The organism is Lysobacterales bacterium (genome assembly GCA_014946745.1).
In the GTDB taxonomy this organism is placed as follows: domain Bacteria; phylum Pseudomonadota; class Gammaproteobacteria; order Xanthomonadales; family Xanthomonadaceae; genus Aquimonas.
In genome coordinates, this window is the sequence record JADCRD010000001.1 from 454,055 (window position 1) to 476,634 (window position 22,580).

At 68.5% G+C, this 22,580-nt stretch carries 20 protein-coding genes; 15 read left to right on the forward strand and 5 right to left on the reverse strand.

Features of this window, described 5'->3' with window-relative positions; translation table 11 throughout:
• Positions 1-77: 77 nt before the first annotated feature.
• The 8 genes from H4O13_01880 (at position 78) to H4O13_01915 (ending at position 10,115) form a co-directional block, all read left to right on the forward strand.
• Positions 78-836, forward strand: coding sequence for a LamB/YcsF family protein (locus tag H4O13_01880; protein MBE5314129.1), 759 nt, complete (start codon positions 78-80; stop codon positions 834-836).
• Entirely contained in the window at positions 833-1,540 is a 708-nt protein-coding gene (locus tag H4O13_01885; protein MBE5314130.1) for a DUF969 domain-containing protein, read from the forward strand. Before H4O13_01880 ends, H4O13_01885 begins: the two co-directional genes overlap by 4 nt.
• Complete coding sequence (locus H4O13_01890) at positions 1,537-2,499, forward strand: DUF979 domain-containing protein (GenBank protein MBE5314131.1); 963 nt, start codon at positions 1,537-1,539, stop codon at positions 2,497-2,499. Before H4O13_01885 ends, H4O13_01890 begins: the two co-directional genes overlap by 4 nt.
• Positions 2,500-2,587: 88 nt before the next feature.
• Positions 2,588-4,249 (forward strand): M48 family metallopeptidase, encoded by a 1,662-nt coding sequence (locus H4O13_01895; GenBank protein MBE5314132.1) that lies wholly within the window; start codon positions 2,588-2,590, stop codon positions 4,247-4,249.
• Between the two features lie 48 nt (positions 4,250-4,297).
• A complete protein-coding gene (phoB, locus tag H4O13_01900; GenBank protein MBE5314133.1) occupies positions 4,298-4,987 on the forward strand; it encodes a phosphate regulon transcriptional regulator PhoB in 690 nt (229 codons plus the stop codon).
• An 87-nt stretch (positions 4,988-5,074) separates the two neighbouring features.
• Complete coding sequence (phoR, locus tag H4O13_01905) at positions 5,075-6,385, forward strand: phosphate regulon sensor histidine kinase PhoR (GenBank protein MBE5314134.1); 1,311 nt, start codon at positions 5,075-5,077, stop codon at positions 6,383-6,385.
• Between the two features lie 125 nt (positions 6,386-6,510).
• On the forward strand, positions 6,511-8,580 hold the full coding sequence (gene ppk1 / locus H4O13_01910) for a polyphosphate kinase 1 (GenBank protein ID MBE5314135.1): 2,070 nt from the start codon (positions 6,511-6,513) through the stop codon (positions 8,578-8,580).
• A gap of 11 nt (positions 8,581-8,591) precedes the next feature.
• Positions 8,592-10,115 carry a Ppx/GppA family phosphatase gene (locus H4O13_01915; protein ID MBE5314136.1) on the forward strand — a complete coding sequence of 508 codons (1,524 nt, stop codon included), beginning with the start codon at positions 8,592-8,594 and terminating at the stop codon, positions 10,113-10,115.
• A 32-nt stretch (positions 10,116-10,147) separates the two neighbouring features.
• Here the strand turns inward: H4O13_01915 and H4O13_01920 are convergent, their stop codons facing one another.
• On the reverse strand, positions 10,148-11,461 hold the full coding sequence (locus H4O13_01920; GenBank protein ID MBE5314137.1) for an HlyC/CorC family transporter: 1,314 nt from the start codon (positions 11,459-11,461) through the stop codon (positions 10,148-10,150).
• 89 nt (positions 11,462-11,550) lie between these two features.
• Between H4O13_01920 and H4O13_01925 the strand changes: the two genes are divergently transcribed.
• From H4O13_01925 to H4O13_01945, 5 genes are all read left to right on the forward strand, one after another.
• Positions 11,551-12,369 (forward strand): hypothetical protein, encoded by an 819-nt coding sequence (locus tag H4O13_01925; protein ID MBE5314138.1) that lies wholly within the window; start codon positions 11,551-11,553, stop codon positions 12,367-12,369.
• 102 nt (positions 12,370-12,471) lie between these two features.
• Positions 12,472-13,248 carry a hypothetical protein gene (locus H4O13_01930; protein ID MBE5314139.1) on the forward strand — a complete coding sequence of 259 codons (777 nt, stop codon included), beginning with the start codon at positions 12,472-12,474 and terminating at the stop codon, positions 13,246-13,248.
• A 179-nt stretch (positions 13,249-13,427) separates the two neighbouring features.
• Positions 13,428-13,991, forward strand: a complete 564-nt coding sequence (locus tag H4O13_01935; protein ID MBE5314140.1) for a LemA family protein — start codon at positions 13,428-13,430, stop codon at positions 13,989-13,991.
• Entirely contained in the window at positions 13,988-15,730 is a 1,743-nt protein-coding gene (locus H4O13_01940) for a DUF2207 domain-containing protein (protein MBE5314141.1), read from the forward strand. The genes H4O13_01935 and H4O13_01940 overlap by 4 nt, the downstream gene beginning before the upstream one ends.
• Positions 15,731-15,809: 79 nt before the next feature.
• Complete coding sequence (locus tag H4O13_01945) at positions 15,810-16,124, forward strand: hypothetical protein (GenBank protein ID MBE5314142.1); 315 nt, start codon at positions 15,810-15,812, stop codon at positions 16,122-16,124.
• 94 nt (positions 16,125-16,218) lie between these two features.
• On the opposite strand, the gene H4O13_01950 is transcribed toward H4O13_01945, so the two are convergent.
• Together H4O13_01950 and H4O13_01955 are read right to left on the reverse strand one after the other, a co-directional pair.
• Positions 16,219-16,743 carry a CIA30 family protein gene (locus tag H4O13_01950; protein MBE5314143.1) on the reverse strand — a complete coding sequence of 175 codons (525 nt, stop codon included), beginning with the start codon at positions 16,741-16,743 and terminating at the stop codon, positions 16,219-16,221.
• Between the two features lie 375 nt (positions 16,744-17,118).
• Entirely contained in the window at positions 17,119-17,832 is a 714-nt protein-coding gene (locus H4O13_01955; GenBank protein ID MBE5314144.1) for a class I SAM-dependent methyltransferase, read from the reverse strand.
• 291 nt (positions 17,833-18,123) lie between these two features.
• Between H4O13_01955 and H4O13_01960 the strand changes: the two genes are divergently transcribed.
• Positions 18,124-18,897, forward strand: coding sequence for a hypothetical protein (locus H4O13_01960; GenBank protein MBE5314145.1), 774 nt, complete (start codon positions 18,124-18,126; stop codon positions 18,895-18,897).
• 712 nt (positions 18,898-19,609) lie between these two features.
• On the opposite strand, the gene H4O13_01965 is transcribed toward H4O13_01960, so the two are convergent.
• Positions 19,610-20,167, reverse strand: a complete 558-nt coding sequence (locus H4O13_01965) for a DUF3228 family protein (GenBank protein ID MBE5314146.1) — start codon at positions 20,165-20,167, stop codon at positions 19,610-19,612.
• Positions 20,168-20,400: 233 nt separating this feature from the next.
• Here H4O13_01965 and H4O13_01970 point away from each other — a divergent pair, with 233 nt between their 5' ends.
• Positions 20,401-20,979 (forward strand): DUF2845 domain-containing protein, encoded by a 579-nt coding sequence (locus H4O13_01970; protein ID MBE5314147.1) that lies wholly within the window; start codon positions 20,401-20,403, stop codon positions 20,977-20,979.
• Between the two features lie 221 nt (positions 20,980-21,200).
• Here the strand turns inward: H4O13_01970 and H4O13_01975 are convergent, their stop codons facing one another.
• A complete protein-coding gene (locus H4O13_01975; GenBank protein MBE5314148.1) occupies positions 21,201-22,397 on the reverse strand; it encodes an alginate export family protein in 1,197 nt (398 codons plus the stop codon).
• Positions 22,398-22,580 lie beyond the last annotated feature (183 nt).

The window sequence follows — 22,580 nt, forward strand, 5'->3', positions numbered from 1 at the left end:
CACAGACGTCGCCCTCGCGGCTTTACAGCGCTCGCACCGACATGCTCGACTGCCGGCTTCCAGCACGGGGGCAGGGCATGCGCAGACGCATCGACTTCAACTGCGATGTGGGCGAGAGCTTCGGCGACTGGCGCATGGGCAACGACGCCGCCCTGATCCCCTTGGCCTCGTCCGCCAACATCGCCTGCGGCTTCCATGCCGGCGATCCGCTGCACATGCGCGCAGCGGTGGCGCTCTGCCTCGAACACGGCGTTGCCATCGGCGCGCATCCCGGCTGGCCCGATCTGCAGGGCTATGGCCGCCGCGCGCTCGCCGCCAGCAGCGCCGAAACCTATGCCTACGTGCTCTACCAGATCGGTGCGCTGGCAGCGTTCGTGCGCGCGGCGGGCGGGCGTCTGCACCACGTCAAGCCGCACGGCGCGCTGTACAACCAGGCCGCGCGCGATGCGACGCTCGCCGAGGCCATCGCCCGCGCAGTGCGTGACTTCGACCCGCAGCTGAAGCTGTACGGTCTGGCCGGCAGCGCCCTGATCGAGGCCGGACGCGCCCACGGACTCAGCGTCGTCGGCGAGGCGTTCGCCGAGCGCGCCTACGAGGCAGACGGCAGCCTCACCCCGCGCGCCCTGCCGGGTGCGGTGCTGCACGATTTCGCTGCCGCCGAGGCGCAAGTGCTGGGACTGATCGCACGCGGCGAAGTGCTCGCGCGTAGCGGTGAGACCGTGCGGGTCGACGCCGATACCCTGTGCCTGCACGGCGATCGCGCCGACGCCGTCGACTTCGCGCAGCGCCTGCGTGCGAGTCTCGCTGCCGCGGGCGTGGGGGTCGCCGCACCGTGAGTGCGACGGTCAATCTGCTGCCCTTGGCTGGCGTTGGCCTGGTCGTGCTCGGCTTCGCCCTGCGTCTGAACCCCGCCCTGGTGGTGGTCGGAGCGGGTTTCGCCACGGCGCTGCTCGCCGGTATCGCGCCGGTGGCGACACTGGAGCTGCTGGGCACGGCCTTCGTCAAGAACCGTTTCCTCGCCCTGCTGCTGCTGACCCTGCCGGTGATCGCAGTGCTCGAGCGGCATGGCCTGAAGCAGCACGTGCAAACGGTGATCGTGCGACTGCGCGCGGCCACCGCCGGCCGCCTGCTGCTGGTCTACCTCGCGCTTCGGCAGCTTCTCTCGATGATCGGTCTGCACAGCCTGGGTGGGCATCCGCAGACCGTGCGCCCGCTGCTGGCGCCGATGGCCGAGGCCGCCGCCGAGTCGCGCCACGGCCTGCTGCCGGCGGCCGAGCGCGAGCGCCTGCGCGCGCTGTGCGCGGGCACCGACAACGTCGGCATGTTCTTCGGCGAGGACGTGTTCATCGCCTTCGGCGCCGTGCTGCTGATGCAGAGCTTCTTTGCCGACCATGGCATCGAGCTGCGGCCGATCGACATCGCGCTGTGGGGCATTCCGACCGCGCTGTGTGCCTTTGCCATCCACGGCGGCCGCCTGCTGCGGCTGGACGCGCGTTTGGCGCGCGCGGCTGCACGCGCAGCGGCGGAGGCACCGCCGTGATCTCGCTGCCGCTGATCTACCTGCTCGCGGGTCTCTACGTCGCCCGCATCGCCTGGCTGTCCGCGCTGGATACCGCGAATCCGCGGCGGGCGATGACCGCGTCTTTCTGGGGCCTGCTGTCGCTCTCTTTTCTGATTGGCGACCGCTTGCCTGCGGCCTGGATGGGCGGCGTGGTCGTGGCGCTCGCCCTGCTTGCCGGGTTCGGCGGCGTGCGCGCCGGCCGCGTCGAGCCGGCGTCTGCAGAAACACTTGCCGCCTCGGCCGCACGCTTCGGCCATCGCCTGTTCGCGCCGGCGCTGGTCATTCCGCTGGTGACGGTGGCCGTGGTGCTGTTCGGCGCCGGCATCGGCTGGGGCGAGTGGCGGCTGTTCGGCAGCGAGATGATCACCCAGGTCGGCCTCGGTCTGGCCTGTGTCCTCGCCCTCTTGGCCGCCTGCGCGCTGACGCGGACCTCGCCGCTACGGGCGATGGAGCAGTCGCGCGGGCTGGTCGATGCGATCGGCTGGGCGGCGCTCCTGCCGCTGCTGCTCGCCACCCTGGGCAGCGTGTTCGCGGCCGCCGGCGTGGGCGAAGCGGTGGCCGAGCTGGTGCGCGCGTGGATTCCGGTCGACAACCGGTTCGTGGTGGTGCTGGCCTACGCCTTGGGCATGGCCGGATTCACCATGATCATGGGCAATGCTTTCGCGGCCTTCCCGGTGATGACGGCCGGCATCGGCCTGCCCTTGCTGGTGCAGCTGCACGGTGCGGATGCGGCCTCGCTGGCGGCGATCGGCATGCTTTCCGGCTACTGCGGCACCCTGATGACGCCGATGGCCGCCAACTTCAATCTCGTTCCCGCTGCGCTGCTGGAACTGCGCGACCCGTATGCGGTCATCCGTGTGCAGATTCCGACGGCGCTGCTGCTGCTGGCCGCCAACGTCGGGCTCATGTACTTCATCGTGTTCCGCAACGCCGCTTGAAGCAGTCGCTGGCCTTTACGGCGGATTAACCCCGCCCGCCCCGCGTGCGTCCAAGATGGCCCACTGTCGCTGCCCAGGAATTCGGCCCATGGCCCCGCCGCTCCGATTCGTCCGATGCCTTCGCCTGATGTTGCTGCCCGCCGCCCTGGTGATGGCTGGCGCAGCGTCAGCGCAGTCGCGCGATCCGCTGGCCCTGCCCGACATGGGGTCGTCGGCCGGCAGTCTGATCACCCCGGCCGAAGAGGCGATGTACGGCGAGTACACCCGCCGCGAGCTTCGCGCTTACGGCATGCTGCTCGAAGACCCGCTGCTCGACGAGTATCTGAGCGCGCTCGGCCAGCGCCTTGCCAGCGTCAGCGAGCGGCCGCAGCAGGACTTCACCTTCTTCTGGATGCGCGCCCGCGACATCAACGCATTCGCCACCCTCGGCGGTTACATCGGCATGAACTCCGGCCTGGTGCTCACCGCCACCAGCGAGGACGAGGTGGCGGCCGTGATGGCACACGAAATCGCCCATGTCACCCAGCGGCACATCGTGCGCGCGGTGGAGCGTCAGCAGAAAGACACGCTGCCGATTCTGCTGGCCACGCTGGGGGCTATCGCCGCCGCGCAGAGCGCCGGCGGCAGCAGCGCCGGCAATGCCACCCAGGCGGCGATCGTCAGCGGTATGGCGCTGATGCAGCAGCGGCAGATCAATCACACCCGCAGCAACGAGTACGAAGCCGATCGCATCGGCATCCTCACCCTGGCGCGTGCGGGCTACCAGCCGATGGCCATGGCGGACTTCTTCGCGCGCATGCACCGCACCCTGCGCTCGACCATCGGCGAGCAGGAAGCCCCCGAGTTCCTGCGCACGCATCCGGTGACCAGCAGCCGCATCAGCGAGGCCAAAGGCCGTGCCGAGGGCAGCCGCATCCCGATCGGCTTCCAGCCGCCGCCGCGGCTCGACGACAGCCCCTTGAACCCGCTGCTGCCCGAGCGCCACTTCTCTGCCGTGGGCCTCGATGCCCGGCCGAGCCGCGCGCTGTTTCCCTGGGTGCAGGCGCGCCTGCGGGTGCTGAGTGCCGACAGCCCCGCGCAGGCGCTGGATGAGTTCTCCAAGCGCGCGGCGGCCCACGGTGAGGGGTTGTCCGACCCCGAGCGCTACGGCTACGCGCTGGCCTTGGCCCGCACCAGCGATTCCGCGGCGGCGCTGCAACAGCTCGCACGTATCGAACGGGCGCCGCCGGGCTACTGGCTCGACCTCGCGCGGGCGGAAGCGCTGCATCTGGGCGGTCGCCAGAAAGAGGCGGAAGCCCTGTTCCAGGCCCTGTTCGAGGCGCATCCGCGCAGCCGGCCGGTCAGCCTGAGCTATGCCGATGCCTTGATCCGCAGCGGCGGCGAAGCCCAGGGCCGCCGCGCTCAGGCCGTGCTGCGTCCGTTGCTGCTCTCGGCGGGGGAGGACATCGCGCTGCAGCGCAGCTTTGGTCGTGCCAGCGAGTTGGCCGGTGACCCGGTGCGGGCGTCGGAGGCGCATGCCGAGGCCGCGTACCTGTCGGGTCGCGCCGAAGACGCGCTGAATCAGCTGCAGGCCCTGAAACAGCGCGATGATCTCGACTATTACCAGCGCTCGCGCATCGATGCGCGCATCGCCGAATTGACCCCCGTGGTGCTGGAGCTGCGCGAGCGTGGCTACCGTGCAGGCCGCGAGCCGGGCAGCAACCGCAGCTTCGGTTTCAGCGCCTCGGGGTCTGTCACGCCAGGGACATAAAACTGTTATCTACTTTGCCGGCGGCTGAAAACCCCTCAAGGACGCCCCGTGCAGAAGCAGATTCTGATCGTCGACGACGAGCCCGCCATTCGCGACATGGTGGCCTTTGCCCTGCGCAAGGCCGAGTACGAGCCCGTACACGCCGGTGACGCCCGCGAAGCCCAGGCGGCCATCGTCAGCCGGGTGCCGGACTTGATCCTGCTCGACTGGATGCTGCCCGGCATGAGCGGCGTCGAGTTCGCCCGCCGCCTGCGCAAGGAGGGCCTGACCCGCGAAGTGCCGATCATCATGCTGACCGCGCGCGGCGAAGAAAACGACCGCGTCAGCGGGCTTGAGGCCGGCGTCGACGACTACGTGGTCAAACCCTTCTCGGCGCGCGAGCTGTTGGCCCGCATCAAAGCGGTGATGCGACGCTCGCGCGGCGACGAAGAGGACGGCAGCGTGGCGCTCGGCGGCCTGCGCATCGACGGCGCCGCGCATCGCGTCTATGCCGGCGAGACGCCCATCCACATCGGCCCCACCGAGTACCGGCTGCTGCACTTCTTCATGACCCATCCCGAGCGCGTGTACAGCCGCACCCAGCTGCTCGACCACGTCTGGGGCGGCAACGTCTATGTGGAAGAGCGCACCGTCGACGTGCATATCCGCCGCCTGCGCAAGACGCTTGAGCCGCACGCGCTCGATGGCCTGGTGCAGACCGTGCGCGGCGCCGGCTATCGCTTCTCGACCGACCTCTGATCGCACGTGCCTGCCCGGCGTAAGCTTGCGCGGACCTCCGCTGCCCGGCCTTCCGTGCGCAAGACGCGATTCCCCACGCCCGCGACCCTGAAGCGCGCCTGGCAGCACACCGCCGGGCGCCTCGCGCTGGTCGTGCTCGGCAGCCTGCTGTTGGGCCTGCTCAGTGGTCATCCGTGGCCGCTGCTGTGTGCAGGCCTGCTCGGCGTGCTGGTCTGGCACTACGCCCAGCTGCACGCGCTGCTGGGCCAGCTCAACCGTCGCGAGTGGCTGGAGCGCGCGCAGGGGCAGGGCGTTTTCTCGGAGCTCACCCGCGTGCTCTACCTGCGTCAGCGCGAGAACCGCGAACGCAAGCGGCGGCTGCTCGGCACCCTGCGCGCGTTCCGCCAGGCTGCGGCGGCACTGCCCGATGCCGTGGTGGTGCTGAGCCGCCGCGAGCAGCGCATCGAGTGGTTCAATGAATCCAGCGAGCATCTGCTGGGGCTGTGTTACCCCAAAGACATCGGCAATCGGTTCAGCAACCTGGTGCGCTCGCCGCAGGTGACCGCCTGGCTCGAAGCGGGTGCCGCCGAGCCGCTCATCGATGTCCAGGGCACCGGTGCGGAAGGCCTGCGGCTGTCGATGCGCCTGCTGGAGTACACGCCCGAGGAGCAGCTGCTGATCGCCCGTGACATCAGCAAGCTGCTGCACCTGGAGCAGGTGCGCCGCGACTTCGTGGCGAACGTCTCGCACGAGCTGCGCACCCCGCTGACCGTGCTGCACGGCTACCTCGACATGCTGGAGCCCGAGGATGTGCCCGAGTGGTCGGGCATGCTCACCGAGATGCGCCGGCAGTCCGGGCGCATGACCCAGATCGTCGAGGACCTGCTGACCCTGTCGCGGCTGGAATCGCGCGAGTCGCTGCCGCATGAGCGCGTAGACATGGCCCTGATGCTGTCCGCGCTGCGCAGCGAGGCCGAAGGCATGAGCCTCGGCCGTCACCGGATCGAGATCGACGACCGCGTCGAGTGCGACCTGCTGGGCTCGGCCAAGGAGCTGCACAGTGCGTTCTCGAACCTGGTCATCAACGCCGTGCGCTACACCCCGGAGGGCGGTCGCGTGCGCGTCGAGTTCCACCCGACCGCGGCCGGAGGCGTCAGCCTGTGCGTGGTCGACACCGGCCCCGGCATTGCCCCCCAGCATCTGCCGCGGCTGACCGAGCGCTTCTATCGCGTCTCGTCCAGCCGCTCGCGCGATTCCGGCGGCACCGGGCTCGGGCTCGCCATCGTCAAGCACATCCTGCAGCTGCATCAGGCCCAGCTGACGATCGACAGCGAGGTCGGCGTCGGCAGCCGCTTCTGCTGCGTGTTCGACGCCCGCCATCGTGTGCAGCGTGCGGCGGTCGGCTCGGACGCAGCCTGACCCCACTGCGCTCGCGAGGCGGAAGCCTCGCTGCTGCGATTGCCTCAATCACCCGCCGACACTTGCGGCATCATGGCAGGCTTCGGCGCCAAGCGCCCCGCTGATTCCGCACAGACCCCAACGCCATGGCCCAGGACCGCGATCTCACCGATCCGTCGCTCTACATCAACCGCGAGCTGTCCCAGCTCGAGTTCAATTTCCGCGTGCTGGCGCAGGCGATGGACGAGCGCGTGCCTCTGCTGGAGCGGCTGCGCTACCTGTGCATCAGCTGCACCAACCTGGACGAGTTCTTCGAGATCCGGGTGGCGGCGATCCGCCACCAGCAGGATTTCGGCGGCGGCGGCATGGCCGACGGTATCGCGCCCACCGCCGCGCTGGCGCAGATCTACGCCCGCGCCGGCGAGCTGGTCGACGCCCAGTACCGCTACTGGAACGAGACCCTGCGTCCAGCGCTGAACGATGCCGGCATCCGCATCCTCACCCGCGACAGCTGGAGCGCCAAGCAGAAGCGCTGGCTCAAGGACTACTTCGACACCGAGATCACGCCTGTGCTCTCGCCGCTGGCCGTCGACCCGGCGCATCCCTTTCCGCGCATTCTCAACAAGAGCCTGAATCTGGTCGTGGTGCTGCAGGGCCAGGATGCCTTCGGCCGCAGCGGCGGCCTGGCCCTGGTGCGGGCGCCGCGCTCGCTGCCGCGCATCATCCAGCTGCCGGAGAACGTCTCCGGGGGCAGCCACGATTTCGTTCTGCTCTCGGCCGTGCTCTCGGCCTTCGTCGAGGATCTCTTCCCCGGCATGACGGTGAAGGGCACCTACCAGTTCCGCGTCACCCGCAACTCGGAGCTGTTCGTCGACGAGGACGAAGTCGAGAACCTGGCCTCGGCGCTGCGCGATGAGCTGGTCGGTCGCGGCTATTCGCACGCGGTGCGGCTGGAGATCGCCGACACCTGTCCCAAGCCCATCGTCAAGCAGCTGCTGCGCCATTTCGAGCTGCCAGAGTCGGCGATCTACCGCATCAACGGCCCGGTGAACCTCAACCGCGTGACCGCCGTGTACGACATGGTCGAGCGGCCGGATCTGAAGTTCCCCGCCTTCAAGCCGCGTCTTCATCCGCACGAGACTGGCGAGGAGTTGTTCGAGGTTGTGCGACGCGGCGACGTGCTGCTGCACCACCCCTATGACAGCTTCGGTGTGATCCTCGACCTGGTGAAGACCGCCGCGCACGACCCCAACGTGCTGGCGATCAAGCAGACCCTGTACCGCACCGGCCACAACTCGCCGCTGGTGAGCTCGCTGATCGAGGCCGCGCGCAACGGCAAGGACGTCACCGTCGTCATCGAACTGCGCGCGCGCTTCGACGAAGAGGCCAACCTGCGCCTCGCCGATCGTCTGCAGGAGGCCGGCGTGCAGGTCGTCTACGGCGTGGTCGGCTACAAGACCCACGCCAAGATGCTGCTGATCGTGCGCCGCGAGGCCAAGAAGCTGCAGCGCTATGTGCATCTCGGCACCGGCAACTACCACAGCGGCACCGCCAAGGTGTACACCGACATCGGCCTGATCACGGCCAACGCCGACATCGGCGAGGACGTGCATCTGCTATTCCAGCAGATGTCGGGCCTCGCCCCTGCGATCCGCCTGAAGCGGATCCTGCAGTCGCCCTTCACCCTGCATCCGGGCCTGCTCAAGAAGATCGAGCGTGAGGCCGCCAACGCGCGCGCCGGCAAGCCCAGCGGCATCATCGCCAAGCTCAACGCGATCAACGAGCCCAAGGTGATCCGCGCGCTTTATCACGCCTCGCAAGCCGGCGTGAAGGTCGAGCTGATCGTGCGCGGGGCCTGCGGGCTGCGGCCCGGCGTCCAGGGTGTGTCCGAGAACATCCGCGTGCGCTCGATCATCGGCCGGTTCCTGGAGCACAGCCGCATCTACTGGTTCGCCAACGGCGGCGAGCCCGAGCTGTATGCCTCCAGCGCCGACTGGATGGAACGCAACCTGCTGCGCCGCATCGAGACCTGTTTCCCCATCCTGGATCCCACGCTGGCCGAGCGCGTGCGCACTGAAGAGCTCGACAACTACCTGCGCGACAACACCCAGGCCTGGGAGCTGAAGTCCGACGGCAGCTACGCGCGTATCGAACCCGCCGAGGACGAGATGCCGCATTCGGCGCAACAGTTCCTGCTCGCCCTGCTGTGCCACTGAGGGAGCCGCGCATGCCCGAGACCCTGCTGAAGGCCGACACGGCCGGCCTGGCCGAGAACGAACTGATGGCTGCGGTCGATCTCGGCTCGAACAGTTTCCACATGATCGTGGCCCGGCACACCCTGGGCCAGCTGCGGGTGGTCGATCGCCTGCGCGAGTCGGTGCGCACGGCGTCCGGCCTGACCGAGCGCGGCGAGCTCACGCCCGAAGCGCTGTGGCGCTCGCTGGAGTGCCTGGAGCGCATGGGCCAGCGCCTGCGCAACATCCCGCACAACCGGGTGCGCGCGATCGCCACCAACACCGTGCGCCAGCTGCGCAACCCGCAGTCCTTCCTGGTGCCGGCGCAGACCGCGCTCGGCCATCGCATCGAAGTGGTCTCGGGCCGCGAGGAAGCGCGTCTGATCTACCTCGGCGTCGCCCAAGGCCTGCCGCCCAAGAGCAGTCGGCGCCTGGTGATCGACATCGGCGGCGGCAGCACCGAGTTCATCATTGGCGAGGGCTTCGAGCCGCTCGAGCGCGAGAGCCTGCAGATGGGCTGCGTGGCGACCACGCGCCGCTTCTTCGGCGCCGGCCGGCTGTCGCGCAAGCGCTGGAAGGAGGGCCTGACCGAGATCTCGGCCGAGTTCCAGCAGTTCGCCTCGATCTACCGCGCGCGCGGCTGGAAGGACGTGATCGGCTCGTCCGGCACGGTCAAGGCGATCGGCAAGATCATCAAGGGCATGAAGCTCGGCCGCGGCGAGATCACGCTGGAAGGCCTCGCTGCAGTGCGCGAGGCCCTGCTCGGCTTCGAGGATATGGACGCGATCCAGCTGCCTGAGCTGACGGAGGAGCGACGGCCAGTGATCGCCGGCGGCGTGCTGGTGCTGGAGGCCGCCTTCAACGAGCTGGGTCTCGCGCAGATGAAGGTCGCCCAGACCGCGATGCGCGAAGGCGTTCTCTACGACATGCTGGGCCGCGTCGCCCTGCGCGATCCGCGCGATGGCTCCATCCAGGCGATGGCCCAGCGCTACGGCGTCGATGCCGCCCAGGCCGCGCGTGTCGAGGTCACTGTGCTCGCCCTCTTCGACCAGGTGGCCACCGCCTGGAAGCTGGGCGAGGACGAGCGCCTCAGCCTTGCGTGGGCCGCGCGCGTGCACGAGATCGGACAGGCCATCGCGCACAGCCAGCATCACGTGCACGGCGCCTACCTGATCGAGCACTCGGACATCGCCGGCTTCTCGAATCAGGAGCAGCAGTTCCTCGCTGCCCTGGTGCGCTCGCAGCGGCGCGGCGTGCACAAGTCGGTGCTGGCCGGCGCCGGTGGGCGTGACCCCTTGACCACGCTGCGCTGCGTGGTGCTGCTGCGGCTCGCCGTGCTGCTGCATCGCAGCCACGACCCGGCGGGTCTGGCCCAGTTCAGCGCCGAGGCCAGCGAGCGCGGCCTGCGGCTCAAGCTGCCGAGCAGCTGGCTGGTCCAGCATCCGCTGTCGCGCGCCGATCTCGCCACCGAATGCGAGCAGCTGCAGGAGCTGGGGCTCGACCTCAGCCTCGACTGAGGCGCGGCTGCACGCGCCGCGCCGGCGAGCAATCAGCAGTCGAAGTCGGAGGCTACGGCGGCCGTCGCATTGCGCGACAGCAGCAGGCGGTCGACGCGATTGCCGTCCATGTCGACCACTTCGATGCGCAGGCCGGGCAGCTCGACGATCGCGCCGACCTGCGGCACCCGGCCCAGCAGGTGCATTACCAGCCCGCCCAAGGTGTGTACGTCGGCCTCATCCTGCTGCAGCTTGAGGTCGCCGCCGAGCAGCTCCTCGACGCGATCGATAGCGACCATGCCGTCGATCAGCCACGAGCCGTCCTCACGCTGCACGGCGGAATCGCTGGGCTCGGCGCCGCGCTCCGGCAGCTCGCCGACCAGGGCTTCGAGCAGATCGGTCAGGCTGACCAGACCCTCGATGCTGCCGTACTCGTCGACCACCAGGGCCAGATGGCTGCGCTTGCGGCGCAGGGTTTCCAGCAGCTGGAAGGGACTGATCGACTCCGGCACATAGACCGGCGGATGCAGGGCGACTTCCAGCGAAGGCGGCTGGCCTTCGAGGCAGCGCGCGAGGTAGTCCTTCGCATCGAGCAAGCCCAGCACTTCGTCAAGGCTGCCGCGGCCCACGGGCAGGGTCTGGTAGCGGCCTTCGCGCAGCACCGCATGGTTGACCTCGTGCGGATCCTCGACGTCGAGCCAGCGGATGTCGACGCGCGGCGTCATGATCGCCCGCACTTCGATGTCGTCCATGCGGAACACATTGCCGACCATGGTGTGTTCGACCGCCTTGAAGACACCGCTGGCCGCGCCTTGCGCGATCATCGTTCGCACTTCTTCTTCGCTCACTTCGGGCTCGCTGCGCTGCTTCGCGCCGAGCAGTCGCAGCAGCAGGTTGCTCGACAGACTGAACAGGCTGACCAGCGGGTGTGCGAACTTCGCCAGCACGATCATCGGCGGCGCCACGAAACTCGCGAAGCGCTCAGGGGCCAGAAGGGCCAAACGCTTGGGCACGATCTCGCCGAGCACGACCGAACAGTAGGTCACGGCGATGACCATGCAGATCGTCGCGAGCAGTTCGCTGTGCTCGGCAATCAGCGGCACCTGCTCGAACACGCCGATCAACCTCTCGGCGATCGCGTTCTCGCCGAACGCGCCGCTCAGGATGCCGATGGTGGTGATGCCGACCTGTACGGTGGACAGGAAAACCGCCGGGTCGTCGCTGAGCTTGAGCGCCGCGCGCGCACCGGCACTGCCGGCCTCGGCGCGCGCCTGCAAACGCGCGCTGCGCGAAGACACCAGGGCCATCTCCGACGCGGCGAATACGCCGTTCAGCAGGATCAGGCCAAGCAGGATCAGCAGTTCCATGAGATTCCGGAGAGTCGCGTCGGTTCGACGGGAAAGCGCGGGCGTGGCGCCACAGCATAATGCGACCCCTCTTTCTGAGGTCGATCCGGATGAAATCAAGTCTGCGCGCGGCGGGGCTGGCTGGTGCCCTGTTCGGACTGGCGATGGGTCCTTTCTTCGCCTGGCAGCTGTGGAGCCAGGAGGTGGCCTTGGCGAAGGCGCTCGCGTTCGGGGCAGTCGCCGGGCTCAGCAGCGGGCTCAGCTTCGGTGGTCTGATGTGGGCCTTCATGCGTTCGCGTTGGGTGCGCGCGCAGATCGAGCTGCAGCCGCAGGATCTGCTGCCCGGCGAGCGCCTGCTGCAGTCGACGCCCGGCAATCTGGTGATCGACCCCGCGCGCTTTGGCTTGCGACCTTTCGTGTTCGGCGACCTTGGCTTTCTGCTGGGCATGAAGGGCAAGGAGGTGGTCGGAGGAGGCCTGCATCTCACCAACCTGCGCCTGCTGTTCAAGAGCCATCGATTGAATCGCCTGCACGGCGCGGTCAGCCTGTTCCTGCCCAGCGTCGAAGCCGTCGAAACCTCGCGCGTCCTGCTGATGCGTCGGCTGCGACTGCGTACGGTGTCCGCCCAGATCGAGTTCAATCTCTTCGATGCCGCCGAGCTCTGCGCGCACATCGAGCGCGCCCGCGTTGAGTTCGGCCACGCAGAGCAGGCGGCGCTGGAGGCGCTGCAGGCTGAGCTGAAGGGCCTCGATGCGCTGCAGCCCGATCTGGCCATCGACCGCATCAATACCGTCTTGCACTACGGTCGGACGGGCCAGGACGTTGTGCAGGCGGCGACCGCGCCGCTGGTCGCCCTGGGCAGCCTGCTGGCCAGCGAGATCTTCGACCGCAGCCTGGCCGAGCGCTGGTCGCGACGCATGCAGCGCTGAGCCTTGGTTCGGGCCAGCGCGCGTCCTGCGGCGAAGGCGTGAGGCTTGAAGCACACCGCGACGGGGCGCCATGCTTGAGGTGCCCCTGCGGCTGGAGTTGCGATGAGCCTCAAGCAGATTCTGATCGGCGGCGCTTTCGTCGCCCTGCTCGCGTTTGGCGCGCGCTGCAGCCGTGACCCGCTGCGCACCGAGCTGCCCTTCGGCAGCACCGACCTCACCGCGGTGGACGTGCAGCTGGCCAGGCTCGAAGCCGAGGATCGCGCGCGGGTCGAGGCCTACGTGAAGCGCAGCAACGGCGACTACCTGCCGGCCGGCATGGGCGACCCGGACATGCCCTTCACCGCACGCACCTTTGCCGAGGCGATCGAACTCGAGAAACAGTGGGAGGCGCGCATGGCGCAGGAGGCGGTGGCCCAGCAGGGCAGGGACGCCGAGCGTGAGCGTGCGCTGGCGCCGCTGCGCCAGATCGTCAGCGCCGACATCGTCCGCGCCGCCATCGATACCGGCAGCGGCGCCTCCCTTGTGCCGGGCAGCGCGGCCAAGCGCGTCGCATCGCCTGACCGCGGCAGCCCGGAGCGCATGCGCTTGAGTCTGCGCATACGCAATCGCAGCGCCGAGGACGTGGTGCAGCTGGCCGGCACCTTGCGCGCCCGCGATCGCGAGCAGCCGCTGAGCCTGTCGCTGTGCTACTTCGAGATCACCGCCCAGCAGCCCCTGAAGGCCCACGAGGTGCGCGAGTTCGACTGCCTGCAGCAGCGCGCGATCAGCGAGCAGGAGCGGGCGTTCGTGGCGGGCGCACCCGGCCGCTTCACCGTGGAATGGCTGCCGCGCGAACTCACGCTGGCGGGCGGGCGCCGGCTCCAGTCGAACGTCTACTGACGGCGCACGCCTGGACGCTGCGCGGGCACCGCGTCCGCTGCACAGCCCGCGCTCTGCAGGTGTCCTTCGGAGCGCCCGAGGGCGGCTGCGTGTGCTGCGCGATTCGCGTGCGGCTGGGGCCCTGTCACGCATTGCATACTCGGCGGTCCGTGCGCCGCGAATCCCAGGGGAGTGCCGAAATGCTGTGGAGTCTGCTGCTCTTGCTGGTCCTGCCCGCACTGTGGGCACTGATCGCCTACAACGGCCTGGTGCGCCTGCGCAATCAGGTGCGCACGGCCTGGGCCGACATCGACGTGCAGCTGGTGCGTCGCCACGATCTGGTGCCGCAGCTGGTGAGCGTGGCGCAGGCCGCGGCCCAGCACGAGCGCGGCACGTTTGCACTCGTCAGCGAGCTGCGCACGCAGGCCCTGGGCCTGCAGGTGCAGGCGGGGCAGGGCGCGGCCGCGCTGGGCGAGGTCGAGACCCGGCTGCAGCAGGCGCTCGGTCAGGTCTTCGCGCTGGGCGAGGCCTATCCAGCCCTGCGCAGCAGTGAGAACTTCCTTGCCCTGCAGCAGGCGCTGTCCGCTATCGAGGAGCAGCTGCAGTACGCACGGCGCTTCTACAACGGCGCGGTGCGCGACTACAACGATGCCACCCAGAAGCTTCCGGACGTGTTCATCGCCCGGCTTGGCGGCTTCGGCGGCGCCGAATTCTTCCAGGCCCGCGAGGGCGAGCGCGCGCCGGCGCAGGTGCAGCTGTCATGAGCCGGCTTCGAGTGCTGATCGCCCTGCTGCTGCTCGCCTGTGCGCTGCCAGCGTTGGCGCAGGAGCGCATCCTTGATTACCGCGTCGAGGTCGATATCCGCCCGGATGGCAGCCTCGATGTGGCCGAGCACATTCGTGTGCGTGCGGAAGCGCAGCAGATCCGCCGCGGCATCTACCGCGACTTCCCGACGCGCTACCGCGATCGCTACGGCAATGCCGTGGTGGTCGATCTGCAGGTGCTGGGCGTCGAGCGCGATGGCCAGCCCGAGCCCTGGTTCACGGAAGGCATGGACAACGGCCTGCGCATCAATACCGGCGGCGACGACCTTCTGCCCGGCTTGCCGCGCGAATTCGAGTTCACCCTGCGCTATCGCACCACCCGGCAACTGGGCTTCTTCGAGGCCCATGACGAGCTGTACTGGAATGCGATCGGCACCGGCTGGGCGTTCGCGATCGAGCAGGCCAGCGTCGAGCTGAGGCTGCCGGCTGTGGTGGATCCTGCCAAGCTGCGCCTGGATGCCTACACCGGAGCTCAGGGCGCCCAGGGCGGCGATGCGCGCGGCGAAGTGGTGTCGCCGGGCATCGCCCGCTGGACCCTGGTCCGACCGCTGGCGCCGCGGGAAGGATTGACCATCGCGCTCGGCTTTCCGAAAGGGCTGGTGGTCGCGCCCACCCGGGCTGAGCGCGTCGGCTGGCTGCTGCGGGACAACCGCGGGCTGCTGGTGGCGCTGGCCGCTTTTGGCGTGCTGATTGGCTGGTGCGTGTGGCGCTGGCGCGCGGTGGGGCGAGACCCCGACGCCGGCGTGATCATCGCCCGCTACCAGCCGCCGGCCGATCGTTCGCCGGCCGAGCTGCGCTATCTGAAGCGGATGCGCTACGACCCGCGCTGCCTCACCGCTGACCTGCTGGCGGGGGCTGTGGCCGGCGCGGCCGAAATCGAACGCGAAGAGGGCCTGCTGTTCGGCGAAACCTGGAGCCTCGCGCGCGGCCCCGCAGCGGTGGATGTAAGCCTGCCTCTCACCGTGCGCAGCCTGCTCGGCGCGCTGCTGCCCTCGGGGAGTTCACGACTGGAGCTCAAGAAGAGCAGCAGCACCGCGCGCCACATGCAGGCGTCGATGCGCGAACACACCCGCGCGCTGCACGCACGGCTGCATCGCACCCACTTCAACAGCAACACGGCCGACACGGTCATCGCCGTGATGATTGCCGTGTCCGGCGCGGTGATGGCGTTCCTCACGGCCGGCGGCTCGGGTCAGCCGGCCATGATTGCCGTCTGCGTACTGATGCTGATCGCCGTCATCGCCTTCGCCTGGCTGGTCAAATCGCCGACCGCGCAGGGCCGCAAACTGCTCGATGAAATCGAGGGGCTGAAGCTCTACTTGAAGGTGGCCGAGCGCGACGAGCTGGCGGCGATGCCCGGGCCCAACCAGCCGCCGCGGCTGGACGCCGAGCGCTACGAAGCCTTGCTGCCCTATGCGATCGCCCTCGACGTCGAACAAGCCTGGACCGCCAAGTTCACCGCGGCTGTGGGCGCCGCCGCCGCGGCAGCGGCAACCCAGTCGATCCGCTGGTATCGAGGCGGCGGCTTCAACGACATCGGCAGCCTGGCCAAGGCGGTCGGCTCGGGCTTGAACCGCTCGATCGCGTCCGCCAGCAGCCCGCCGGGCAGCAGTTCCGGCGGCGGTGGCGGCGGGTCGTCAGGTGGTGGTGGCGGCGGTGGTGGTGGCGGCGGACGTTGAGCCCAAGGCGTCGTGGGCGGCTGGCGTCACGTCCCGAGGCTTGGGGCGTCTGAGGCGCGCCAACGCAAAGGAGCCTGCCATGTCCCGTTTCGATTTCCTGAGCCCCATCCACCCCGAGCTCGGCCGCGAGGTGAGTCGCGAAGAGAGTCTCGAAGCCTTGCGTGAGACCCTGCGCGAGGACCTGCGCTGCTGGCTCTGGCTGGGGACAGGTTTGGCGCTTTGGCTCGCTGCGGTCCTCTCCTTCCGACTCGGTGGCCCGGGCGTACTGGCGCTGTCCGGCGTGCTCACCAGCTGGCTGTGGTTCGGTCGATGGCTTGCGGAGCCGCGTGTGCATGTGCGCTTCCAGCAGCGCCTGAAGCGTCGTGAGCTGCTGCAGGATTTCCGCCCCTGGTGAGTGCCTACGTGACGGGACGCGGAAGGCCCATTCGTCGATGTGCCGCCGCGCATTGGATGGCTCCGCAGTGACGACGGCGGCGGTACTGGCGGGCTCAGGGCAGCAGTTCGAGGCGTCTCAGCGCGAGGTCAGCTTCGAAGGCCTCACCGTAGGCCACCAGGGCCACCGAGCGCAGCCGACGGAGGTCGAGTGCGCGCTTAGTGGCCACCGCTTCGAAGCGGTCGAGCGGCAGCTCGACCGCCTGCCACGTGTCGGTGACGGGCACAGGGGCGCGGTAGTACGCCCAGGGCAGCCGGGTATCGGCGCTGCGCAGATGCACCCAATAGGCACCCGGCGCACCTCTCACCTCGACGCGCAGCGTCCGGAAAGCGCTGGCATCGAAATCGCCGCCGGTGGCGGTCAGCGGCAGGCGCACCTGGATGAAACCGCCGTTGTTCTCGAGCCGCACGCGTCCTGACATGCGCAGGTGGCGTGATCCGCCCTCTTCAACGTAGCCCGCCTGCAGATCCGAAAGCCCGCCCATGACGCGGTCGCTGAAGCCCTGCCAGCGGGTGCCGATCGAAGCGCGGCCGCTGTCGTCGGAAAAGTCATCCAGCAGCAGCGGTGCGTCGCTCGCCATGACGGCTCCTGCAAGGCCCAGCGAGATCAAAGTCAGCGCGCAAGCGCGCCAGAGTGCGATTCTGCGCGCCTTGGAGAGGATGCCGGATACCGTGTGCATCGCCGCACTCTGCGCATACGTGCGCAAAGGAAACGTGCTCGGGCCGGGATCGCAGAAGCCCGTGGGCGCGTAGCGCCGCAGATCAGCGCGCGCCTTCGTAGTCAGCGATCCGCACCGAGGCACCAGCAGCTTGCCGAAAAACGCCCTTGCTGCGAGTTTCGAGTCGACGCTCCGCTACAGGCCCGTTCTGCCTCCCGACACATCCATCGCTTGCGCGATTTCTTTGTCGACTCGGCCTTCCTTGGCCGGGCTGGCAGGCTGTTCGACAGCAGCCTGCTAGACCTGCGGCAAGGGCTCGTTCACCGGGCGCGAGGGATCGAAGCTCGGTGTGCCGCTGTGTCGCTCCTGCGGCTGCGGGTGGTCGCCTTTTTCGATCACCACCACGCTGTCGTAGAAGTGCATGGAGCGCGTCGCGCGGGTGAACGGGCCCGGGCCGAAACTGTGCGGGTCGCGACTGTGCCATCCGTTGAGATCATCGACCAGACGCTTGGCGAACTCCATGAAGCTGAAAGGGGCGCGCAGGCCGCCACCGTGGCTGCGCCAGTAGCTGGTGTGGGTGTCTTCAACCAGGATCACCCCCTCGGGCTTGACGCTGGCGTAGAGCTCTTCGACCGTGGCGATCTGCTGGTGCATCTGGTGGCCGCCGTCGTCGAGCAGGATGTCGATCGGCCCGACTTTGGCCGCGAGTGCGCGCAGAAAGCCGCGATCGCCTTGATCGCCGATGTGGATCTCGACGCCCGGCTCATTCAGCTCGACGAGCCGTGGGTTGATGTCGACGCCCACCACCCGGCACTGCGGCCCGAAGTAGTGCCGCCACATCTGCAGCGAGCCACCGTGGAACACGCCGAACTCGACCAAGGTGATGGGCTTGCCGCGAAAGCGCGCGAAGTGGCGGTGGTAGATGTCGAGGTAATGGTCCCACTTCGTCATCAGCCGGCCGGGATTGGTGTCGAAGTACGCGCGCAGGGGATTCGGCTCGGCAGGCTGCATGGTGTTCTCGGCAACGCGATAGGCGATGGGCGCGAAGTTTGGACAAGTCGCGCCGGCCGGACAAGCCGAGTCGGTGGACGTCCGCGCGACCACGCGCAAACGCCGCAGGGCTTTGCGCCGTGCCGACACCTTTCATGGCTCTTTGACCGCGCGCGCGGATCGAGCCCCCGATGCTTGATCCAGCGCAAGCGGGCCCGGGCTCGCGCTCAACTCGCAGCGATCGGTCAGCTCCGCGATGGGCTTGATCCGTATTGCCTTAGAGTTGTGGATCCTCGTACAGCGCGGTGCGCCATGCGTAGACCGCTCAAACTTCTACTGCTGCTGGTGTTGGCCTACGTCGGGGCCTGTGCGGCGGTGTTTGCCAGTCAGCGCGCCTTGATCTACTTCCCGCAGCCGCGCGCTCTGCCTGCCGGCGCCGCGGAGATCTGGCTGCAGAGTGACGGCCTGCGCATCCAGGTCAGCGTCTTTGAACAGCCCGGCGCGCCTGCCCTCATCTATTTCGGCGGCAACGCCGAAGACGTCTCGCGCACCTTGGCCGAGCTGCGCGAGTTGTTTCCCGGGCATGCGCTGTACCTGCCGCACTACCGCGGCTACGGCGGCAGCGAGGGCGAGCCGAGCGAGGCTGCGCTGTTCGCCGATGCGCTCACCTTGCATCAGCGCGTCGCGCAGTCGCATGCGCGTATCGATGTGATTGGACGCAGCCTGGGCAGCGGTGTCGCCGTGTACTTGGCCAGCCGTCGCGATGTTTCGCGCCTTGTCCTGGTTACGCCCTTCGACAGTCTGGCAGCGGTGGCGGCTGAACAGTTCCCATGGCTGCCAGTGAATTGGTTGCTTCAGGACCGCTTCGACAGCCAGCTGCACGCGCAGCGCGTTCGCGCGCCCACCTTGCTGCTGGTTGCCGAGCACGACCGGCTGGTACGACCCGAGCGCAGCCAGGTGCTCTCACAGGCTTTCGCGCCCGGCCTGGCCGAGCTGCGCGTGCTGGCGGGCGTCGATCACAACACGATCGGCCAGCATCCCGACTACGGCACCGCGCTGGCCGCAGGCAGCTCAGAGCCCCGCTGACCTTGTGCCGGTGCGCGTGCACTACTCCCAGGTCAGGGTGACGCGAGGATGGATGCGGCGAGTGGTGTAGAGCGCGTCGTTCTGGATCTCCTCTGCGACTGGCTCGGCATGGACGGCCACCGAAAAGAAGCCCACCAGACCACTCCCCCAGTCCAGGGCGACGATGTCTTGGGTAATGAAGAGCTTGGTGGGGCCCCCCGAAACGCAGGTCGAGAAACGCGTGGCGCTGCGCAAGCTCAGGCAGGAATCTGCGGTTGCGATAGAAGTCGCTGCGCTTGGGCAGCACCCCATCCGGCGCAGCTGCCCGGGCGAGCTCGCGCGCATCGTCAGCCAGCCGCAGCCAATCGGCTTCGGGCGTTGCGCGTATGCGCCATGCAAATCCTTGCGTAAGGCTGGGCCCGAACAGGGCGATTGCCATCGACAGGGCGACCACGAGCAGGTCGACACCCAGTACCCGCACGCTGCGCTTCCGCCTCGCCGCAAGTCCAAGCCAGGCGGCAAGCACGGTCCCCACGAGGATCACGGCACCGATGACGAGCAGCGGCCTCACCACGAGTACCGGAACGACGATGCCGAGTGCCCCGCAAACCCAGTCGCCGAAGCCCAACAGGAGGCCAAGCCCCAGGACGAGCAGCGCGGAACGCGAGGGGCTCAGGCCGCGCATGGCGCCTGCGCTCTCGGTCGAGAGCTCAAGACTCATGCGCGGCATGCCTCAAGGCCGCCAGTTCGCATGCCGCTCCCAGAACGCCACGCTGCGCCGATAGGCCTCGCGGTCCAGCGGCACGCCGGAGCCGCCTTCCTCCACACCCAGCGCGTTGCGCATCATGGTGATCGGCACCATCGGGATCTCTTCGGGCTCCATCGTGTACAGGCAGCCGACGATGCCCCAGTCGGCCTTGATGGGCGTGCCTTCCTTGGCCAGCTGTTCGCGGCTGTAGAGGATCGGCACCAGATAGCTCGCCACCGGTGGCTCGATGCCCTCGAACCAGCGCACCAGCACCGGCAGTTCGTCCTTGGTGCGCGCTTCGTAGGCGCTGCGCAAGCGGTGGCGGTTGTCGTCGGTGATCGGCACCACGGAGCCGCGCGTGGAGGTCCAGTTGCGATGCACGTGCAGCTGGCAGAAAGGCGCATAGCCCTCGATCACCCTGTCCGGCGCGTGCGTGTTGAGGTGCTCGACGAACTGCTCCGGCGTGCAGTCCTGGATGGCGGTGATGCGGCGGTCGCGCGGGAACAAGCGCGCACGCGCGAAGTCGGTAAGGACGATGGACATGCGTTGGCCGCTGCAGACGAATCGAGGGGTCGCCTTATAGCGCGAATGCGCCGCCGCCGGAGCGCCAAATCGCGATCAGCCCGGCGCGGCCGGGACCAATCCTGAAGTCTGGCGAAACTCCCGATCAGCCCGGCCATCGGCAGGGGCGCTGCGCTCACTACTCTGCGCGTCGTGCTGCCTGCGCTGTAGATTTCCGGGCTGCCTTCTCCGATTCCCGACGCTGGAGCTTTCGCATGACCCCGCCATGGACCCCACTGCTGGTTTTCGTATCCCTCCTGCTGGCCGCCGAAGGCGCGGCGGCGCTCGACATGCAGCGCTGCAACGGACGCGTGCTCAAGGTCGGCGACTGGTCAACGCAGGCCGAGGCGCTTTGCGGCCCGCCCTACTTCGTCGAGCGTTGGGACGAGCTGCAGTACGTGGATCTGGATGCGCGCCGCAGCCTGCGCCAGCGGATCGATTGGAGCGAGGCCTACTTTGATCCCGGCGAGGGGCAGCTGCTTTTTCGCGTGCGCTCGCGACAGGGCCAGATTGTCGCCATCGACAGCCTCAACCGTCGCGGTGGGCGTGCGCAGGCGGGCGACTGCTCGCTGGCCGCACTGAAGCGCGCGCAGCCGATCGGCGAGGTGGTGCATCGCTGTGGCCTGCCTGCCCAGCGCATCGACCTGGGGGCGGCGGTGGTCGACCGACGCGAGCGCATCGAGGAGGCCCAGGATCTGCGTCACGAGCAGTGGCTGTATCCCGCAGGCGCCGGTCAGACGCTGGTGATCGAGCTGCGCGAGGGGCGGGCGCTGGGCGCTTTCCTCCGGCCCTGAGCTGCCGGGCGAACTGGCTACGGATCTGCGCGCGGGGGTGTGCTGGCAGGCCGCGCGTGCCCTGCGACTGCTTGCCGCCGCGAACGGCCTGTCTCGAATGCATGCCGTGAGGGCGTAGCGGCAGCTGCGGCGGGGCAGGAAAGGGACGGTCAGACCCGTTCCCGGCGCATGGCGCCCAGCCGCAAAGGTCCGGGCGCCTCTCGGCGCCCGGACAGGTCGGATCAGTGCTTGTATTCCAGGCTCAGCCAGAACTTCTTGATGTCCGTGCCGAAGCCGTCGCTGCGGTAGTCGGCGAACTTGGCCATTGCCGTCCAGCGCGTAGCGAACGGCCACACCAGCTGCAGGTCCAGTTCGTCGCCGAACGCCTGACCGCCCTGCGCGGCTTCGAAGCGGTGCAGCGCAACGAGGTAGCGCATCGGGCCGAGCGGGCCGTCGAACTTGACGTGGGTGTCTTCCAGGCCGTTGACCGGCGTCACCAGGAAGCGATCCGCCCAACCGTTGAAGGCGTGCAGGGTCGCGAGCGGCGTCTGGAAGGCGCGCTGGCCGTTGCCGTCGAGCAGCTCGTAGCCCAGGCGCAGGCCGTGCCCGGACAGCCTCAGGCCGGCCTCCAGGTTGAGATAGTCCACGGTGCCGTTGGACAGCGCGTCGCGCCAGCCTTCCTGTCGCGCGAATTCACCGACGTACCACCACTCGAGGCCTTCGCTGATTGGCAGCGTGCGCGTGTGGCGCAGGCCGAAGGTCTCGATCGAGTTGAGGGGCAGGTCCTCGTTCTCGATCAGGTAGGCATAGCCGGTGAAGCTGCCCGGCACGCCTTTCCAGGTCGCGTTGAGCAGATGCGCGTTGAGATCCTGCTCGGCCTGCAGACGGATCGGGTGGTTGTTGCCGAACACGCGATGCACCTTGTCGAGCCAGGCGTAGTTGAAGGTCAGGTCGCCGTATTGGTGACGCACGCTCAAGGCGTCGTAGGTCTGCTCGTTCTGGCGCCAGATGACGTTGCCGATGAAGCGGTGGTTGTCATAGATGATGCGCTGACGGCCCGCCTGCACCAGGGTGCCGCTGCCGGAATCCCAGCCCAGAAAGGCCTGGTTCCACTCGCTGCCCTCAGGGTCCGAAACCGACGGGTAGCTCGTGCGTCCGTTGGCCGTGGAGTTGTAGCTTTCGTCCAGCGCGCGCACATCGTCCACATCCGCCAGCAGATGGAAGCCCGCGACGTTGCCGCTGCGCCAGCCGAGACGGGTGCGCAGGGTCAGAGCGTTCGCGTCGCGTGCGAAGGCCGCATCGTCAACGTGCTCGGAGCGCAGGCGCACATCCAGCAGCAGCTTGCCCTCGGTGAAGAACGGGCTCGACGCAGAGGCGACCAGGGGCATCGTCAACAGGCTTGCAAAAACAATGGACTCGCAGGTGCTGCGTCGCTGCATGGGGGTGTCTCCCGGTGTCAGTAAAGCCGGGGATGTTACAGCGTGTGACGTGCGTGATAACTGTGTGTGGCGTCGCGGTTTTCGGCATAGGACTGCATCGCTCCAGGCCCTCGGCACGGCTTGCAGACAGAAGCTCACGCGAGTCTCGCGCTAAGCGCGTGCTCGGAGATCTTCAGCGGGCGC

What these genes read in the sequence shown, in the direction of transcription:
- H4O13_01960 (MBE5314145.1), top strand. Translation starts at nt 18,124, where the DNA reads ATGCGTAGACCGCTCAAACTTCTACTGCTGCTGGTGTTGGCCTACGTC.
- H4O13_01945 (MBE5314142.1), top strand. Translation starts at nt 15,810, where the DNA reads ATGTCCCGTTTCGATTTCCTGAGCCCCATCCACCCCGAGCTCGGCCGC.
- H4O13_01925 (MBE5314138.1), top strand. Translation starts at nt 11,551, where the DNA reads ATGAAATCAAGTCTGCGCGCGGCGGGGCTGGCTGGTGCCCTGTTCGGA.
- H4O13_01950 (MBE5314143.1), bottom strand. Translation starts at nt 16,743, where the DNA reads ATGGCGAGCGACGCACCGCTGCTGCTGGATGACTTTTCCGACGACAGC.
- H4O13_01965 (MBE5314146.1), bottom strand. Translation starts at nt 20,167, where the DNA reads ATGTCCATCGTCCTTACCGACTTCGCGCGTGCGCGCTTGTTCCCGCGC.
- H4O13_01880 (MBE5314129.1), top strand. Translation starts at nt 78, where the DNA reads ATGCGCAGACGCATCGACTTCAACTGCGATGTGGGCGAGAGCTTCGGC.
- H4O13_01895 (MBE5314132.1), top strand. Translation starts at nt 2,588, where the DNA reads ATGGCCCCGCCGCTCCGATTCGTCCGATGCCTTCGCCTGATGTTGCTG.
- H4O13_01920 (MBE5314137.1), bottom strand. Translation starts at nt 11,461, where the DNA reads ATGGAACTGCTGATCCTGCTTGGCCTGATCCTGCTGAACGGCGTATTC.
- H4O13_01930 (MBE5314139.1), top strand. Translation starts at nt 12,472, where the DNA reads ATGAGCCTCAAGCAGATTCTGATCGGCGGCGCTTTCGTCGCCCTGCTC.
- H4O13_01940 (MBE5314141.1), top strand. Translation starts at nt 13,988, where the DNA reads ATGAGCCGGCTTCGAGTGCTGATCGCCCTGCTGCTGCTCGCCTGTGCG.
- H4O13_01955 (MBE5314144.1), bottom strand. Translation starts at nt 17,832, where the DNA reads ATGCAGCCTGCCGAGCCGAATCCCCTGCGCGCGTACTTCGACACCAAT.
- H4O13_01975 (MBE5314148.1), bottom strand. Translation starts at nt 22,397, where the DNA reads ATGCAGCGACGCAGCACCTGCGAGTCCATTGTTTTTGCAAGCCTGTTG.
- H4O13_01970 (MBE5314147.1), top strand. Translation starts at nt 20,401, where the DNA reads ATGACCCCGCCATGGACCCCACTGCTGGTTTTCGTATCCCTCCTGCTG.
- H4O13_01935 (MBE5314140.1), top strand. Translation starts at nt 13,428, where the DNA reads ATGCTGTGGAGTCTGCTGCTCTTGCTGGTCCTGCCCGCACTGTGGGCA.
- ppk1 (MBE5314135.1), top strand. Translation starts at nt 6,511, where the DNA reads ATGGCCCAGGACCGCGATCTCACCGATCCGTCGCTCTACATCAACCGC.
- H4O13_01915 (MBE5314136.1), top strand. Translation starts at nt 8,592, where the DNA reads ATGCCCGAGACCCTGCTGAAGGCCGACACGGCCGGCCTGGCCGAGAAC.